Below are 14,360 nucleotides of genomic sequence, written 5' to 3'. Positions count from 1 at the left end.
TGATGAAAAAGTACTGTTTAGCGGCCGCGCTTTCGATGGCCTGTTTAGCTCCTACAGCTCAAGCTGACACTCTATTAGGTTTATACCTTGGGGTAGATGGCTGGCAATCAGATAATAGCGGTAGCTTTGCTCAAGACGGTAATTTACAAAGTTTTAATTTTGAAGATGAGACTTTCACAAGCTACTATGCAGCACTAGAACACCCAGTGCCTTTAGTGCCTAACATCAAATTAAAATACACAGAGCTTGAGCTGAATGGTTCAACCATGTTGGATGAGTCATTTAGTTTTGGTGGTTCAGATTATGTTGTTGGTACACAAGTAGGCACTGTCAGTGATCTTTCTCACGTAGATTACATTCTTTACTACGAAATTTTCGATAATGATTTAGTGTCGATTGATTTAGGTGTGAACGCCAAGCAATTTGACGGTGATATTGTCGTGACAGGCACCTCGCAAGACGGGGGCCCAAGCACAACAGAACGTGTTGATTTCTCTGGTTTTGTTCCACTTGTATACGGCCGCGCAGAAGTGGGTTTACCGTTTACAGGTTTAAGTGTTTTCTTTGAAGGCAGCTTATTAGCGATTGATGACAGCAAAGTACAAGACTACCAAGCCGGTATTGCTTATGCGTTGCTTGATAATCTTGCTATCGATTTAGATGTTAAAGCGGGCTACCGTTCAATGACATTAGAATTGGATGATATTGATGATATCTATACGGATTTAGATGCATCAGGCCCATTTGCGGGTATCCAAATTCACTTTTAATTGAGTATGCTGGCAGGTTATTTTGTAGCTTGCCAGCTTATTTCAAACTCATCGTCTAATGAGGTTGTTAGTATTTGCTTATAAGCCTTATTGATAGGTGAGACGATCAGTTTTCTTAATTCATCCCCCGTTTGTGTAAACTTATAATAGCTCAATACAAGGTCATTACTTTTTGCTTTTAAAATGAGTCGTTGATTCATAAAGCTTAGTGAGAGTTCTTGGCCAGCTTTCAATACTGCTGACTCTATTTCTTTACGATACAATAAGTTGATATCCATCAACGTTAAAATGTCAGGAAAACTAACAGGGGTTTTACCCAAATTAAGGGAGACTTTGTTACCTTTTCTGAGTAAATCAAACAAGGATGGCTTTTTATAAAAGCCTAACAAAATTAGGTGACTGTTGTCTTTTTCGTTGTAGCCACATAGCGACGTGCTGCGTTGCAGTGCATCTGCTTCACGTTGTGTCATGTACTTAAGCGTTTGCAAACTCTTGATTGAAAATGTGCCTGGTGAGACGGTTTCACCGGCCAGTATTTTAGCCCATAGTTTTTGCATCGAGACGTTTGCGGTGTCTTCACATAAGCTAATAAATCGTTCTATCCAGTCTGAATCAGGCTGTTGTTGGCCTGTAACATCTGGGCAAAATGCCATCGCCATTGCCATGATGGTTTCAATATTCTCTTGGCGCTTAATAAATTGAATTTCTTGGCGTGTTTGTGCACGTTGCAGTAAGCTGGCTTCTGCATTTATTTTATACGCTAACTGCTGCTGCCCTTGTGAAGAGTAGCTGTCATCGCTGGGACTGTTGATTTTGACAGTCGATGACTTATGAATGGGATAACCAAGCTGGTTTTCAATGATATTAGCAAGGTTAACTCTTGCCTGAGCCGCTTTGACTGTCATCGGGAGCAATGGCCTTGTTGTTAGTAGCTAACTGCGCAGTGGTCTTAATATTATTGAGCGCCAGTTTAACCGTGTTGTTAAGAATATATTGGCTTAGCAAAGCGAGGTAGCCGCCAATAATAGGGGTATTTACTTCACCATGTAGGGTGCAGATAATCTCAACTTCACTGCCTTTACCAACATAGCTTATCGAACCTTGGGCGATATGTTCCTGATTAAACAAAATATTGAAAGTCATTTTATCTGGACTTAACTGGGTGATTGTCATTTCACCTGAGCCAAACTTACTTTGCCAAAATTGATGAGCTCCAACGCCTTTACTTGGCTCAGCGACAGTAAACTTAATACTGGGATCAACTGCTTGCCATGGTTGCCAACGTGGCCATTGTGTGAAATCGCTCACTAAGCTGGCTATTTCATCCGGCGCTGCTGTGACGTTAACCGATTTATTAACGGTGTATTTTTGTGACAGCATTAGGCCAATTACCAAGGCGATTAGCGCACTGATAAACAGCGTTTTTAGGCATAAAATGAATAATTTAATGATCCCACCTCAGGCAATAATTTGATAGCTTTCATAACATTATACGTATCATAGACTATAATCTACACAGTATAAGTTATCACTAATGTATCATAGCCGAATAAGTGATAGAATTTTAAGCAACACTGTAAACCGGAATTGAGCCATCGTTACTGTTTTACGCTGATTTGTCTAAGGAATTATTAATGGCATCAGAATCTAACGACTTTTTGTTTAGTGACCAAGATGATGAGCCGCTATTGAGCGAAACAGTCTCAGAGTTTTGGGATGTCTTAATTGTTGACGATGATCCAGAAATACACTCAGTAACAAAATTGGCGCTCTCAGGCGTTGAGTTTTGGGATAGAGGTCTGCGTTTTCATCATGCGTATTCCGGAGCAGAAGCACTTTCTGTGCTTAAAGATAATCATTCAATTTCCGTTGTATTACTGGATGTAGTTATGGAATCTGATGATGCGGGCTTGCAAGTTGTGAAGCAAGTTAGAGAGTCCCTCAATAATCATAATGTGCGCATTATTTTGCGCACGGGTCAACCAGGCTACGCACCAGAAGAAAAAGTAATTCGTGAATACGACATAAACGACTATAAAACAAAAACAGAGCTTACGCGCAGTAAGCTTATTACTGCGCTCGTGACGGCGATTCGTTCTTATGAGCAGGTCTGTCAGCTGGAGTTTCAAAGTCGAGCACTCAATAACATCCTCTATGCCTCAAAAGCTATTTTAGGTTTCACAGATATCAAAGCGTTTACCATGGCGGTAATAAAACAGCTTTCATTTATTTTAGAGTGTGAGCCACAAGGGTTGCTATGCGGATCATTAGACGATGATAACCAAGTCTGTGTGCTTGGTGGTTGTGTCGAATACAACGAGTTTATTGGCCAAGGTGTTGAGCAGTTAGACAATGGGCGTATCATTTTACAGGTGAAAAACTGTCTAGAGCAGGGCACACATCAACACACTGAAATTGATAGCACTTACCTACTAAAAAGTAAAAATCGCCAAGCCGCTATATACTTAGAGACCGCACATATCCCGAGTGAGTCGCAGTTACAATTTGCAGAAATATTTCTCACCAATGTGAGTGTGGGACTTGATAATGTGCGTTTGTTTAACCGTTTACGTGATGCGGCTTATAAAGATACGTTAACCGGCCTTTCAAATCGCAATGATTTTATGAACAAGGTTGAGCGTTTTTATCATCCTGGTAAAAATGATTATGTTTTTTTACTGATCGACGTTGCGCATTTTTCAGATATTAACAATGGGTTAGGCCAAGAAATTGGCAATTTAATACTCGTTGCTATCGTTGACAGGTTACGTCAAGAGTACCCTCAAGCTGAGTTGATATCGCGAATTGGTGCCGATGTATTTGGCTTATTACTGCCAAAAGAGCAATGTGATATTGAGATGTTATGTGAGCATTTAAGCTTGCCATTCAATGCGGGTGAGCACATTTTGCCGATCAATTTTAAAATTGGTATGTGCTGCCAAGGGGATTTCAAGCCATCAGGTATCGAAACCCTAAAGCTCGGTTATATTGCATTAAACCAAGCAAAAAAACAGTCGATGGAAGCTGTTATTACTTATACGCCTGACATGGAAGAGCAAATGGCATGGCGGTTAGGCATTATCAGACAGCTTCGCCAAGATTTTGAACAGCGTAAACTCGAAGTGTGGTTTCAGCCACAACTCGATTTGAAAACATTAGACATCATAGGATGTGAAGCTTTATTGCGATGGCCCTCAGGTAATGGCCAGTACATTTCACCCGCTATATTTGTGCCGATGGCTGAAGATGCGGGTTTAATTGTCGAAATAGGTCAATGGGTATTAGAGCAAGCATGCATGCAGCAAAAGCGTTTGGAGCAACTCGGTTTTGCAATTAGCATTGCAGTTAATGTCTCGGTGCCGCAATTTAAAGTGAAAGGTTATGCGCAGCGCGTAAAAGACACCTTAATTAATTACCAAGTTGAACCAAAGTTTATTGAGCTTGAAGTAACCGAGAGCGTTGTAATGGACGAACTTAGTAATGTTATTACGACGTTGCAGGAGCTTAAAAACTTTGGGATCGAAATTGCTATAGATGACTTTGGCACAGGCTTCTCATCATTAAGCTATTTACAACGCTTACCACTCGATCGACTAAAAATAGACAGGGCATTTATCAAAGACCTTCCCGGTGAAGATTGTGAAGCCATTGCGGCGTTAATTATTTCTTTAGGCGCAAGATTAGGGTTGAAAACGATTGCTGAAGGAGTTGAAACACAAGCCCAAGCAGACTATTTAAGTGAACTTGGTTGCGATGAAGTGCAAGGCTTTATGTACGCTAAACCTATGCCAGAGAAAGAGTTAATTACATATTTACAAGCTAAGCACTAATTGGCTTTGATAAAACTCAACGATTTAAAAGCGCCCTTCCATTTGCAGGGCGTTTTGTTTTCTATAATAATCCTTAAGAGTGGGGTATAATTCGCCCCTTTTTGGTAGCAGAGTACATTTTATGAGCGCATTAAAAGCCGAGCGTGGCCTGTTTTCTTACCCTAAATATTGGGCCGAATGCTATGGCACAGCGCCATTTTTACCAACCACCCGAGCAGAGATGGATGCGCTAGGCTGGGACAGCTGTGATGTCATTATTGTCAGTGGTGATGCCTATGTAGACCACCCAAGCTTTGGAATGGCTGTTATCGGGCGCATGCTTGAATCACAAGGTTTTCGCGTTGGTATTATTGCCCAGCCAGATTGGAATTCTAAAGATGCTTTTATGACACTTGGAAAACCAAACCTCTTTTTTGGGGTGACTGCGGGCAATATGGACTCAATGATCAATCGTTATACTGCCGAAAAACGTATGCGTCATGACGATGCTTACACACCTGGTAATGTTGGGGGAAAGCGTCCTGACCGTGCAGTTGTTGTTTATAGTCAGCGTTGTCGTGAAGCGTATAAAGATGTGCCATTAGTGATTGGTGGTATTGAAGCGAGTTTACGCCGTATTGCGCATTATGATTACTGGCAAGAAAAAGTGCGCCGAAGCATATTGTTCGACGCCAAAGCTGATATTTTGATCTACGGTAATGCTGAGCGTCCATTGGTCGAGGTTGCTCATCGTATTGCAGCCGGTGAGAGTGTCGATTCAATTCAAGACATTCGTGGTACCGCGGTTATTCGTAAAGAGCCATTACCAGGGTGGCGCGGCAGTGATTCAACAGCCATCGATAAAATTGGCAAAATTGACCCGATCCCTAACCCGTATGGCGCGGATGATGTTGGCTGCAGTAAATCTGAATTTAAACAAGCCGGTATTGATTTAAGTGCTGAGGAGGCAAAGCCGATAACAATTCAGCCTGCGCGTCCTAAGCCTTGGGAAAAAACCTATGTTAAGTTGCCAGCTTATGAGCAAGTAAGTGTAAACAAGCCTTTGTATGCGCATGCATCACGTATTTTACACCAAGAAACAAATCCCGGATGTGCACGTGCATTATTTCAGCGCCATGGCGATCGTTCTATTTGGGTTAATCCGCCGGCTTTTCCGCTTGAAACAGAAGAGATGGATGGCGTTTTTGGTTTGCCATATCAACGTATTCCACATCCAAGTTATGGTGATGAAAAAATTCCTGCTTACGAGATGATCAAAACGTCCGTGAATATCATGCGAGGCTGTTTTGGTGGGTGTTCATTTTGTTCGATTACTGAACATGAAGGACGTATTATCCAAAGTCGCTCGGAGCAATCTATCATTGACGAAATTGAACAAATTCGTGACAAGGTGCCAGGGTTTACAGGGGTTATCTCTGACTTAGGCGGCCCAACAGCGAACATGTATAAATTACGTTGTAAGAGTAAAAAAGCAGAAAGTACATGCCGTCGTTTATCGTGTGTTTACCCTGATATTTGTAAACATATGGACACCGACCACACGCCGACGATTGAGTTATATAAAAAAGCACGTGATGTAAAAGGGATTAAAAAGATCTTAATTGCATCGGGTGTGCGTTACGATTTAGCCGTTGAAGACCCTCGCTATGTTAAAGAGCTGGTCACTCACCATGTTGGTGGTTACTTGAAAATAGCACCGGAACACACCGAAGATGGCCCGTTATCGAAAATGATGAAGCCAGGTATGGGCGCTTACGACAAGTTTAAAGAGTTGTTTGATAAATACTCGAAAGAGGCAGGTAAAAAGCAGTATTTGATCCCGTATTTCATCTCAGCTCACCCAGGCACCAAAGATGAAGACATGGTGAATATGGCGCTGTGGTTAAAATCGAATGACTTTAAGCTTGATCAAGTTCAGAACTTTTATCCTTCACCCATGGCGAATGCGACGACAATCTATCATACCGAGATGAACTCGTTGCGTAATATTAAAAATAACACGGAGCAAGTACCTGTTCCAAAAGGGGCACGTCAGCGTCGTCTGCATAAGGCAATTTTGCGTTACCATGATCCGGCTGGTTGGCCGATGATCCGTGAAGCTCTTAAAAAAATGGGTAAAGCGAATCTCATTGGTAAAGGCCCTCATTGTTTAGTTCCTGAGGAAGGGCGCAATGAAAAGGCCGCTAAAGGGAAAGGGCGCACAGGCCGAGCTGCACTAACCCGCCACACAGGTTTTAGCCAATTTAAGAAGGCGAACACCAAACCGCGTGTTGGTAAAAATAAGCAATGAGCAACATAGATTATACAAAGCAAAACGGCCCACAAGGGCCGTTTTTAGTTTAAATAAGTAACCAAGTCGCAGTGCCTAAAAAGGCAAAAATACCCACTATATCTGTCACCGTCGTAAGCACTACGCTGCCTGCTAATGCAGGGTCAATTTTCATTCTCTTTAAAATAAGCGGAATACTGGCCCCTGCAATACCGGCTGCCACTAAATTCATGAACATAGCAAAGGCAAGCACCGCACCGAGTTTAAAGTCCCACTGCCACAGCGCGACAACACCCGCAATTAAAATAGACCAAATTACCCCGTTTAGCGCGCCGATAGCGAGCTCTTTGAGTAATAAAAAGCGTTGGTTAGTTTGGTTTATATGGCCAACAGCAATACCACGAATAACAAGTGTAAGCGTTTGGCTGCCTGCTACGCCTCCCATTGAGGGAACAATACCATTTAGTACAGCAAGAATAGGTAAGATAGCTAATGTATTCTCGAAAAAACTAGCGACTATTGCAGCGAGTAAAGCAGTTAATAAGTTGACTCCCAGCCAAATAGAGCGGCGCTGTGAGCTTTTCAATACGGGAGCAAAAGTATCTTCTTCATCATCAAGACCCGCTAAGCTTAATAAGCTATGTTCGGCATCTTCACGGATAACGTCAACGATATCATCGATGGTAATACGCCCTAGTAGGTGCGCGTTATCATCTACAACGGGGGCTGAAATCCAGTTATGGCGTTCGAATAATTGTGCCACGTCGCTTTCATCCATCGATATTAAAATAGATTCACAGTCTTCATCCATCAGGTCGCGAACCACTTTATCTGAGGGATTGGTCAACAACGTCGTTAAAGATAATGCCCCTAAAAAGCAATTATGTTTATCAACGACGTATAAATCATCGGTGCCTTCAGGTAAATCGCCGCGTAAACGCAGGTAGCGTAAAACAACATCTAGTGTGACGTCTGGGCGAATGGTTACCGTATCGCTGTTCATCAAGGCACCAGCTGAGCGCTCTTGATAAGACAGGGCTTGGGTGGCTCTTTCTCTATCTTGCGAGTCCATGGCGCCGACAACGTCTTGGTAGACTGTATCAGGTAGGCTACGAAGAACCTCACCTAAATCATCGTCGTCCATGTCTTCGGTTGCGGCAGCAATGTGCTCAGGTTCCATTTGGGCAATAATGCCTAAACGTACATCTTCTGAGAGCTCTTCTAATACGTCACCACGCACATCAGGGTCTACCAGCTGCCAAAGCATACGGCGAATTTTATGCGGGGATGATTCTAAAAGGAGTGCGGTATCACACGGTGCTGTTTTTGCTAACATGCCGCGCACTTGAACAAATTGACCACTATTGAGTGACTTGGTCACCTGTTTTAGTTGTTGTAGCGGGTAATCTTGTTCAAAGGCTTCTGGCATTGGCGTCCTTACAACTGAAAAAATAGCTTAAAATCTGACTCAGCAAATACAGCATAGTTGCTAAATTTAGTATTTGCAGGGATATCGCCGCACTGAGATAAATTTACTAAGAAAAATGTATTTTGAGAAGCGAGCGATATAAAAGTAGGATATTTAACAGGAATTTTAAATACCCAATGCAAGTTTAACGTAAACAGTCAAGGCTTAGCAAATGCTATTCTTGTTCATGAAAGCGTTGTGCAATTAATTCGCCTATTGCATTGAGTGCTGCGTCAGCATCGGGGCCTTCACACACCACACGGACTTCTTTGCCTTGGCTGCTTTCGAGTAACATTAAGGCTAATACACTATCGCCTTCGGCTTCTTTATCGTCTTGGTAAAGGGTTATTTTAGCATCGAATTGCAGTGCAAGTTGTGCTAAAACCGTGGCTGCTCGTGCATGTAAACCTAGCTTATTTTGGATTAAAAAAGTGTCTTCAGCATGCATCGTCGTTGCCTATTGGGTATCTTGCTCGCGGTGGCGTATTTTCACGTTTGCGTGACTTTTCGAAAAGCTCTCACCAATGGTTTGCGCTAAGTAAACTGAGCGATGTTGTCCACCTGTGCAGCCAATCGCAATGGTTAAATAACTGCGATTATTTCGCTCTAGGTGAGGGAGCCATGTTTGTACAAAGGTTTGAATTTGCCATGTAAACTTTTGCACTATGCTGTGACTAGCAAGGTAATCTTTTACTGGTTGGTCTAAGCCTGTCAGTGGTTTTAGATCCGGTTCCCAGTGTGGATTCGGTAAAAAGCGAGCATCAAATACGTAATCAGCTTCTTTTGGAATGCCGTGCTTAAAGCCAAACGACATAAAAGTAATAATGAGCTTTTTGTCTTTTTTACCCAGTATTTTTTCGCGAATAGATTCGGCAAGCTGATGCACGCTGAGATCGGTCGTATCAATCATAAAATCGGCACGGGTGATCAATACATCCAGTAATACTTTTTCTTGTTTAATCGCTAAATCAAGCGGCAGCGAGTCAATCGATAATGGGTGTAAGCGGCGTGTTTCAGAGAACCGTTTGATCAGTGTTTGATCATCACTATCTAAATAAAACAACGTGGGTTTTGCAAAGCCCGGTAAATACTCAAGAATATCGTTAAATTCTTGCTGTTCTTTCGGCAGGTTACGCACATCGATACTTACAGCAATTTTGTCGTAATTATCTGACACACTGCGTACTAACGAAGGAAGTAGGTTTACAGGAATATTATCAACGCAGTAATAGCCTAAGTCTTCAAGTACTCGTAAAGCGACCGATTTACCTGAACCAGAGCGACCGCTGATAATAATTAATTCCATTTATGCCTCTGATGCAATGACTTTAAACAGATCACTATCTGTTTTAGCACTGCGTAGCTGTTTACAAAATTCTTTGTCTTTAAGTCTATCAGCAATTGTTGATAAGGTCTTTAGATGAAGTTGACAGTCACCATCTGGTACGATGAGTGCGACAAAAATATCCACTGGACGATTATCAATTGCGTCAAAATTTATAGGTGACTCACTCACAATTACAAATGCGTGTGGCTGATCTGCACCGCTCATACGACCATGTGGAATCGCAATACCTCGGCCAATACCCGTGCTGCCCAATTTTTCTCTGTTCAATAGGGCATTGAGTATATCTTGCTGAGATAAATGAGGGAGCTGCTCATGAGCCAGTTCGCTGATAAATTCGAGAATTCTTTTTTTGCTATTAAAAAGGACCGCAGCTTTGCTGCAGTCCTGGTTAGTAAGTGAACTAAGTTTCATAATTTAGTGTCGAGCTAATTTCTCTTTGTGTTTAATTACTTGACGATCAAGTTTATCGATTAACGAGTCGATGGCTGCATACATATCTTGGTGTTCAGTAGAGGCAAATAACTCGCCTCCGTTTACATGTAAAGTTGCTTCTGCTTTTTGGCTTAGTTTTTCTACATCTAGAATGACATGAACATTATTAATGTGGTCAAAATGCCTTTCTAGTTTCGCAAACTTGGTGTTTACATAGTCTCTTAATGAATCTGTGATTTCTACATGACGACCAGTTAAATTTAGTTGCATAAGCATTTTCCTTCTATGTAAAACGTCTAAATCAGACTCTTACGCTGATTCGACGGAGGTATTGCTAGAGACTCTCGATATTTTGCTATTGTCCGTCTAGCTACTTTAATTCCTTGCTCAGCCAATATATCTGCAATTTTGCTATCACTCAATGGTTTAGCTGTGTTTTCTGCGGCGATTAGCTTTTTGATTAAAGCGCGAATTGCCGTAGATGAACACTCACCCCCATTTTCAGTGCTTACATGGCTGGAGAAGAAATATTTCAACTCAAAAATTCCCCGCGGGGTATGCATGTATTTTTGTGTTGTTACTCGCGAAATTGTTGATTCATGCATTTCGACCATTTCCGCGACATCATTTAATACCATGGGTTTCATGGCCTCAGGACCATGTTCAAAGAAAGCCTGTTGTTGTTGAACAATACAGTTAGTCACTTTTAATAACGTGTCATTACGGCTTTCTAAGCTTTTAATAAACCATTTTGCTTCTTGTAAATGAGAGCGAATAAATTGGCTATCACTGCTTGATTTTACAGAACGTGACATCGCCGCATAGTGGCTATTCACTCTGATTTTCGGCATGCAGTCTGGGTTTAGTTCAACTACCCAACGGCCTTTTATTTTTTTTACGGATACATCGGGTATCACGTATTCAGATTCTTCTCTAACAATTGTATCCGCAGGCTTTGGATTTAAGCTGTGGATCAATGTCATGACTTCTTTCAGCTCACTTTCTTTAAGCTTAGTCTTTTTCATCAAAGTGCGATAGTCACGACTCGCTAATAATTCAATATGTTCTGATAACACCATTTTAGTTTCAGCTAAATAGGGGGTGTCAACATCGAATTGGCGTAATTGAATACACAAACATTCTTGTAAACTACGTGCGCCAATACCGACAGGATCGAATAATTGGATTCTTTTTAGGACAGCTTCGACTTCATCAAGTTCGATTTCTTCTTCATCGTTATTTTGATTGAAGCTTTCAACAATGTCTTCGCAGCTTACGGTTAAAATACCCGAATCATCAATTGCCTCAACAATCGCAACGGCAATCGCTTCGTCTGTTGGGCTGAATGGAGTCAGTTGTAACTGCCACATTAGGTATTCGTGGAGAGTTTCGGTTGATGCGCCTTGGTAAATTGATTCATCTTCAGGCATTGGACCTGAGGAACTTGATGGGGCAGCACTCATGTACTCATCCCACGTAACATCCATTGCTAAGTCGTCACTTACGGTGTCTTTGTTGAGGGCATCACTGCTTTCTTGCTCGTACTCGCTCGCAGCTTCGTCAGCCGACGCGCTTAGTTGGGTATCGTCAGATTCGGCTTTTTGCTCGTTCTTGCCAATACTCTCTTCTGCATAATCTGCTTCTTCAACTTCAAGCAAAGGGTTAGAGTCTAACGCTTCTTGAATTTCTTGCTGGAGATCCAATGTACTGAGCTGCAACAAACGGATAGCCTGTTGCAGTTGTGGAGTCATTGTAAGTTGCTGGCCCATGCGCAGCTGTAATGATTGCCTCATGTATCCCTAACAATCCTTTTTAGTCTTATCAAACAATAGCACGATGCCGTTAACTATTTATTTGATTTATTGTCATTGTTATAAGTCTAGCAGATGCTCTAGTCGGTGGCGTATTTAAAGCCTGAATTGCTCGCCTAGATACACATCGCGTACAGTTTGGTCGGCTAACACATGTTCAGGTGTACCTGATGCAATTAGCTCCCCATGAGAAACAATGTAGGCTTTTTCACAAACATCAAGGGTTTCTCTCACATTGTGGTCAGTAATTAATACACCAATACCACGATTTTTTAAGTGCTCGATAATTTTCTTTATATCTAACACTGAAATAGGATCAACACCAGCAAAAGGCTCATCGAGCAAAATAAATTTAGGGTCAGCGGCCAGTGCGCGTGCTATTTCAACACGACGGCGTTCACCCCCTGACAATGCCATACCTTGGCTGTCACGAATGTGTTGAATGCTAAATTCATCAAGTAAGCTGTTGAGTGTTTCTTCGCGGCCTTGTTTATTGAGATCTTTACGGGTCTCTAAAATGGCCATTAAGTTTTGATAAACGGTCAGTTTTCTAAAAATCGATGATTCTTGTGGCAAATAGCCAATACCTAAGCGAGCGCGGCTGTGCATTGGCAATAAGGTGATGTCGTTATCATCAATGCTTATTTTACCTTTGTCACTGGGCACTAATCCCACAATCATGTAAAAGGTGGTTGTTTTACCTGCGCCATTTGGCCCAAGTAAACCGACAATGCTGCCAGCTTCTACCTCAAGGCCTACATTTTTTACAACTTGGCGACCTTTATAGCTCTTAGCTAATAGCTCTGCTTTTAGTGTGCTCATGGCTGGCCTTCATCGTTCTTTTTGTTATCAACAGGCACTAAAATAGTGTGTACACGATCGGTCGAGTTTTCATCTTTCTCGGCACTTATCAGTTGCTGTTCCATATCGTATGTAATGCTCTTGGCACTGACTTTTTGGCCTGCTTGAGTCACTTGTGCATTGCCAACGAGTGTTAATAAGCGTTTAGCAACATCGTAACGAACTTCTTCAGCACTGGCGCTCATAATAGTGCCGTCAGCTTGTTTTTCTTCAAAGTAAGCGGGCTTTCCTGTGGCAATAATTAATTCAACCGTGCCTTCAACTTCACCTGCATGTGCTTCGAGTCGGTCCGCTGTAATACGACGGTTACCATGTATGATCTCGACATTATCTTCGAAGATACCAATGCCATTTTTTAGCTGACCTTCTTGGCGATCAGAGCTAATGCTGATTGGTGTGCCAGCCTGCTCAGCAGCTGCGCCAGAAAACGCAATCAATAAGCTTGGGATCAGGAGTAATTTCTTAAGTTTATTGGTCATAGTATATGGTTCGTGTATGGTTAGTTAACTCAACAATTTCGGCTTTTAAATCGGCTTTTAAACCTTTACCGGTAATTTTTAAATTCGGTCCTGTCAGCGTGACAGGTTGCTTAGAAAACATGGTCATTTTGTCAATGTCGATGTTAATGTTCTCAGCTTTAATATCTTCGATCATGCCATTATGGGTAAGGTTTTTAGCAACCACATCCCCTTCGAATACAAGCTGATCGTTTTCATATAACGTGGCTTCTTTGGCTTTTACTTGCCAAACTTGCTGATCACCGTAAATGGTGAAAATGGGTTGCTCAAAAAAGGTAAACCCGAGCTGTTGATACAGCTCCATTTTAGCAGCGGCCACTTTATGACTGATTTTACCTTGATCATCATAGGCTGTTTGCTTTAATGCGATTGCGGTGTAATCAGGTGTAGCGATAATCTCGTCTTCACTGAGCACTGTGTTTGTCGGTTGATTAAAGTACGGATACCATAACCAAACCATGCTACAAACAAAAACAATACTTAGTAAAATACGGGCTATATTCATGCGCTCGTTCCATCGCTAGTTAGCGGTTTGCCATTTTCTAGCATTAATAAATCAGTTAGTTCACGCACAGCTCCAAAGCCACCAGGTAACAGAGTGGTGTAATGAGCCAGTTTTTTGATTAATGGATGAGCATCATTAACAGCAACGGCAAATCCGACTTTTTCCATAACCGGTAAGTCTGGACCATCGTCACCAATATAGGCAATTTGCTCATCTGTTAAGCTAAGTTTATCTTTTAACTCTTGATAAGCAATGAGCTTATTCTCTTGGCCCTGATAAATATGTTGTACCGTAAGGCTAGTCATTCGCTGCTGAACTATTTGTGAATGGCGTCCCGTGATTACGGCCACCTGAAAACCACTATTGATAAGGGCTTTAATGCCGAATCCATCTTTTGTATTGAAAGCTTTAAGCTCTTCGCCTTGATTGCCTAAATAAATACGGCCATCTGAAAAAACACCATCAATATCACAAATAAGCAGTTTTATTTTTTGAGCACGTTGACTCACGTCTGTGCTCACTGGTTGGTAAAGCTCAGCAAATGTCAT

Annotated in this window: 15 protein-coding genes; 3 read left to right on the top strand and 12 right to left on the bottom strand. The window is 41.9% G+C overall.

Annotation, left to right across the window (positions count from 1 at the left end):
* The first annotated feature begins 2 nt into the window (after positions 1–2).
* The gene (locus tag LPA49_RS13350) at positions 3–770 is read left to right on the top strand and encodes a TIGR04219 family outer membrane beta-barrel protein (RefSeq protein WP_075594345.1); all 768 of its coding nucleotides are present in this window, start codon (positions 3–5) and stop codon (positions 768–770) included.
* 17 nt (positions 771–787) lie between these two features.
* Here the strand turns inward: LPA49_RS13350 and LPA49_RS13345 are convergent, their stop codons facing one another.
* The gene (locus tag LPA49_RS13345; protein ID WP_036971342.1) at positions 788–1,675 is read right to left on the bottom strand and encodes a TIGR03899 family protein; all 888 of its coding nucleotides are present in this window, start codon (positions 1,673–1,675) and stop codon (positions 788–790) included.
* The gene (locus LPA49_RS13340; RefSeq protein WP_065978186.1) at positions 1,644–2,150 is read right to left on the bottom strand and encodes an SRPBCC family protein; all 507 of its coding nucleotides are present in this window, start codon (positions 2,148–2,150) and stop codon (positions 1,644–1,646) included. Before LPA49_RS13340 ends, LPA49_RS13345 begins: the two co-directional genes overlap by 32 nt.
* Positions 2,151–2,404: 254 nt before the next feature.
* On the opposite strand from LPA49_RS13340, the gene LPA49_RS13335 reads away from it, so the two are divergent.
* Both LPA49_RS13335 and LPA49_RS13330 read left to right on the top strand, forming a co-directional pair.
* Positions 2,405–4,600: an EAL domain-containing protein gene (locus LPA49_RS13335; RefSeq protein WP_230236788.1), complete on the top strand. Its 2,196-nt coding sequence runs from the start codon at positions 2,405–2,407 to the stop codon at positions 4,598–4,600.
* A gap of 121 nt (positions 4,601–4,721) precedes the next feature.
* On the top strand, positions 4,722–6,890 hold the full coding sequence (locus tag LPA49_RS13330) for a YgiQ family radical SAM protein (protein WP_230236786.1): 2,169 nt from the start codon (positions 4,722–4,724) through the stop codon (positions 6,888–6,890).
* Between the two features lie 49 nt (positions 6,891–6,939).
* Here the strand turns inward: LPA49_RS13330 and mgtE are convergent, their stop codons facing one another.
* The 10 genes from mgtE to kdsC all read right to left on the bottom strand — a co-directional run bounded on the left by mgtE (position 6,940) and on the right by kdsC (position 14,360).
* Positions 6,940–8,298, bottom strand: coding sequence for a magnesium transporter (mgtE, locus tag LPA49_RS13325; protein ID WP_036971332.1), 1,359 nt, complete (start codon positions 8,296–8,298; stop codon positions 6,940–6,942).
* A 214-nt stretch (positions 8,299–8,512) separates the two neighbouring features.
* On the bottom strand, positions 8,513–8,785 hold the full coding sequence (locus tag LPA49_RS13320; protein WP_036971331.1) for an HPr family phosphocarrier protein: 273 nt from the start codon (positions 8,783–8,785) through the stop codon (positions 8,513–8,515).
* 9 nt (positions 8,786–8,794) lie between these two features.
* Complete coding sequence (gene rapZ / locus LPA49_RS13315; protein ID WP_036971328.1) at positions 8,795–9,643, bottom strand: RNase adapter RapZ; 849 nt, start codon at positions 9,641–9,643, stop codon at positions 8,795–8,797.
* Positions 9,644–10,096, bottom strand: coding sequence for a PTS IIA-like nitrogen regulatory protein PtsN (gene ptsN, locus LPA49_RS13310; RefSeq protein WP_036971327.1), 453 nt, complete (start codon positions 10,094–10,096; stop codon positions 9,644–9,646).
* A 3-nt stretch (positions 10,097–10,099) separates the two neighbouring features.
* Complete coding sequence (gene hpf, locus LPA49_RS13305) at positions 10,100–10,387, bottom strand: ribosome hibernation promoting factor (protein WP_036971325.1); 288 nt, start codon at positions 10,385–10,387, stop codon at positions 10,100–10,102.
* Positions 10,388–10,413: 26 nt separating this feature from the next.
* Positions 10,414–11,910, bottom strand: a complete 1,497-nt coding sequence (locus LPA49_RS13300) for an RNA polymerase factor sigma-54 (RefSeq protein ID WP_230236783.1) — start codon at positions 11,908–11,910, stop codon at positions 10,414–10,416.
* A 114-nt stretch (positions 11,911–12,024) separates the two neighbouring features.
* A complete protein-coding gene (lptB, locus tag LPA49_RS13295; protein ID WP_036971319.1) occupies positions 12,025–12,750 on the bottom strand; it encodes an LPS export ABC transporter ATP-binding protein in 726 nt (241 codons plus the stop codon).
* Complete coding sequence (gene lptA / locus LPA49_RS13290) at positions 12,747–13,268, bottom strand: lipopolysaccharide transport periplasmic protein LptA (protein ID WP_036971315.1); 522 nt, start codon at positions 13,266–13,268, stop codon at positions 12,747–12,749. Before lptA ends, lptB begins: the two co-directional genes overlap by 4 nt.
* Positions 13,258–13,812: an LPS export ABC transporter periplasmic protein LptC gene (lptC, locus tag LPA49_RS13285; protein ID WP_036971312.1), complete on the bottom strand. Its 555-nt coding sequence runs from the start codon at positions 13,810–13,812 to the stop codon at positions 13,258–13,260. The genes lptA and lptC overlap by 11 nt, the downstream gene beginning before the upstream one ends.
* Positions 13,809–14,360, bottom strand: a complete 552-nt coding sequence (gene kdsC, locus LPA49_RS13280) for a 3-deoxy-manno-octulosonate-8-phosphatase KdsC (protein ID WP_036971309.1) — start codon at positions 14,358–14,360, stop codon at positions 13,809–13,811. Before kdsC ends, lptC begins: the two co-directional genes overlap by 4 nt.

The sequence above is a fragment of the Pseudoalteromonas sp. MB41 genome (assembly GCF_020966275.1).
Taxonomy (GTDB): domain Bacteria; phylum Pseudomonadota; class Gammaproteobacteria; order Enterobacterales; family Alteromonadaceae; genus Pseudoalteromonas; species Pseudoalteromonas lipolytica.
Note: the sequence above shows the minus strand (reverse complement) of the source record. Positions and strands in the feature narration are given on the sequence as shown.

What these genes read in the sequence shown, in the direction of transcription:
- LPA49_RS13350 (WP_075594345.1), top strand. Translation starts at nt 3, where the DNA reads ATGAAAAAGTACTGTTTAGCGGCCGCGCTTTCGATGGCCTGTTTAGCT.
- LPA49_RS13345 (WP_036971342.1), bottom strand. Translation starts at nt 1,675, where the DNA reads ATGACAGTCAAAGCGGCTCAGGCAAGAGTTAACCTTGCTAATATCATT.
- LPA49_RS13340 (WP_065978186.1), bottom strand. Translation starts at nt 2,150, where the DNA reads ATGCTGTCACAAAAATACACCGTTAATAAATCGGTTAACGTCACAGCA.
- LPA49_RS13335 (WP_230236788.1), top strand. Translation starts at nt 2,405, where the DNA reads ATGGCATCAGAATCTAACGACTTTTTGTTTAGTGACCAAGATGATGAG.
- LPA49_RS13330 (WP_230236786.1), top strand. Translation starts at nt 4,722, where the DNA reads ATGAGCGCATTAAAAGCCGAGCGTGGCCTGTTTTCTTACCCTAAATAT.
- mgtE (WP_036971332.1), bottom strand. Translation starts at nt 8,298, where the DNA reads ATGCCAGAAGCCTTTGAACAAGATTACCCGCTACAACAACTAAAACAG.
- LPA49_RS13320 (WP_036971331.1), bottom strand. Translation starts at nt 8,785, where the DNA reads ATGCATGCTGAAGACACTTTTTTAATCCAAAATAAGCTAGGTTTACAT.
- rapZ (WP_036971328.1), bottom strand. Translation starts at nt 9,643, where the DNA reads ATGGAATTAATTATTATCAGCGGTCGCTCTGGTTCAGGTAAATCGGTC.
- ptsN (WP_036971327.1), bottom strand. Translation starts at nt 10,096, where the DNA reads ATGAAACTTAGTTCACTTACTAACCAGGACTGCAGCAAAGCTGCGGTC.
- hpf (WP_036971325.1), bottom strand. Translation starts at nt 10,387, where the DNA reads ATGCAACTAAATTTAACTGGTCGTCATGTAGAAATCACAGATTCATTA.
- LPA49_RS13300 (WP_230236783.1), bottom strand. Translation starts at nt 11,910, where the DNA reads ATGAGGCAATCATTACAGCTGCGCATGGGCCAGCAACTTACAATGACT.
- lptB (WP_036971319.1), bottom strand. Translation starts at nt 12,750, where the DNA reads ATGAGCACACTAAAAGCAGAGCTATTAGCTAAGAGCTATAAAGGTCGC.
- lptA (WP_036971315.1), bottom strand. Translation starts at nt 13,268, where the DNA reads ATGACCAATAAACTTAAGAAATTACTCCTGATCCCAAGCTTATTGATT.
- lptC (WP_036971312.1), bottom strand. Translation starts at nt 13,812, where the DNA reads ATGAATATAGCCCGTATTTTACTAAGTATTGTTTTTGTTTGTAGCATG.
- kdsC (WP_036971309.1), bottom strand. Translation starts at nt 14,360, where the DNA reads ATGACATTTGCTGAGCTTTACCAACCAGTGAGCACAGACGTGAGTCAA.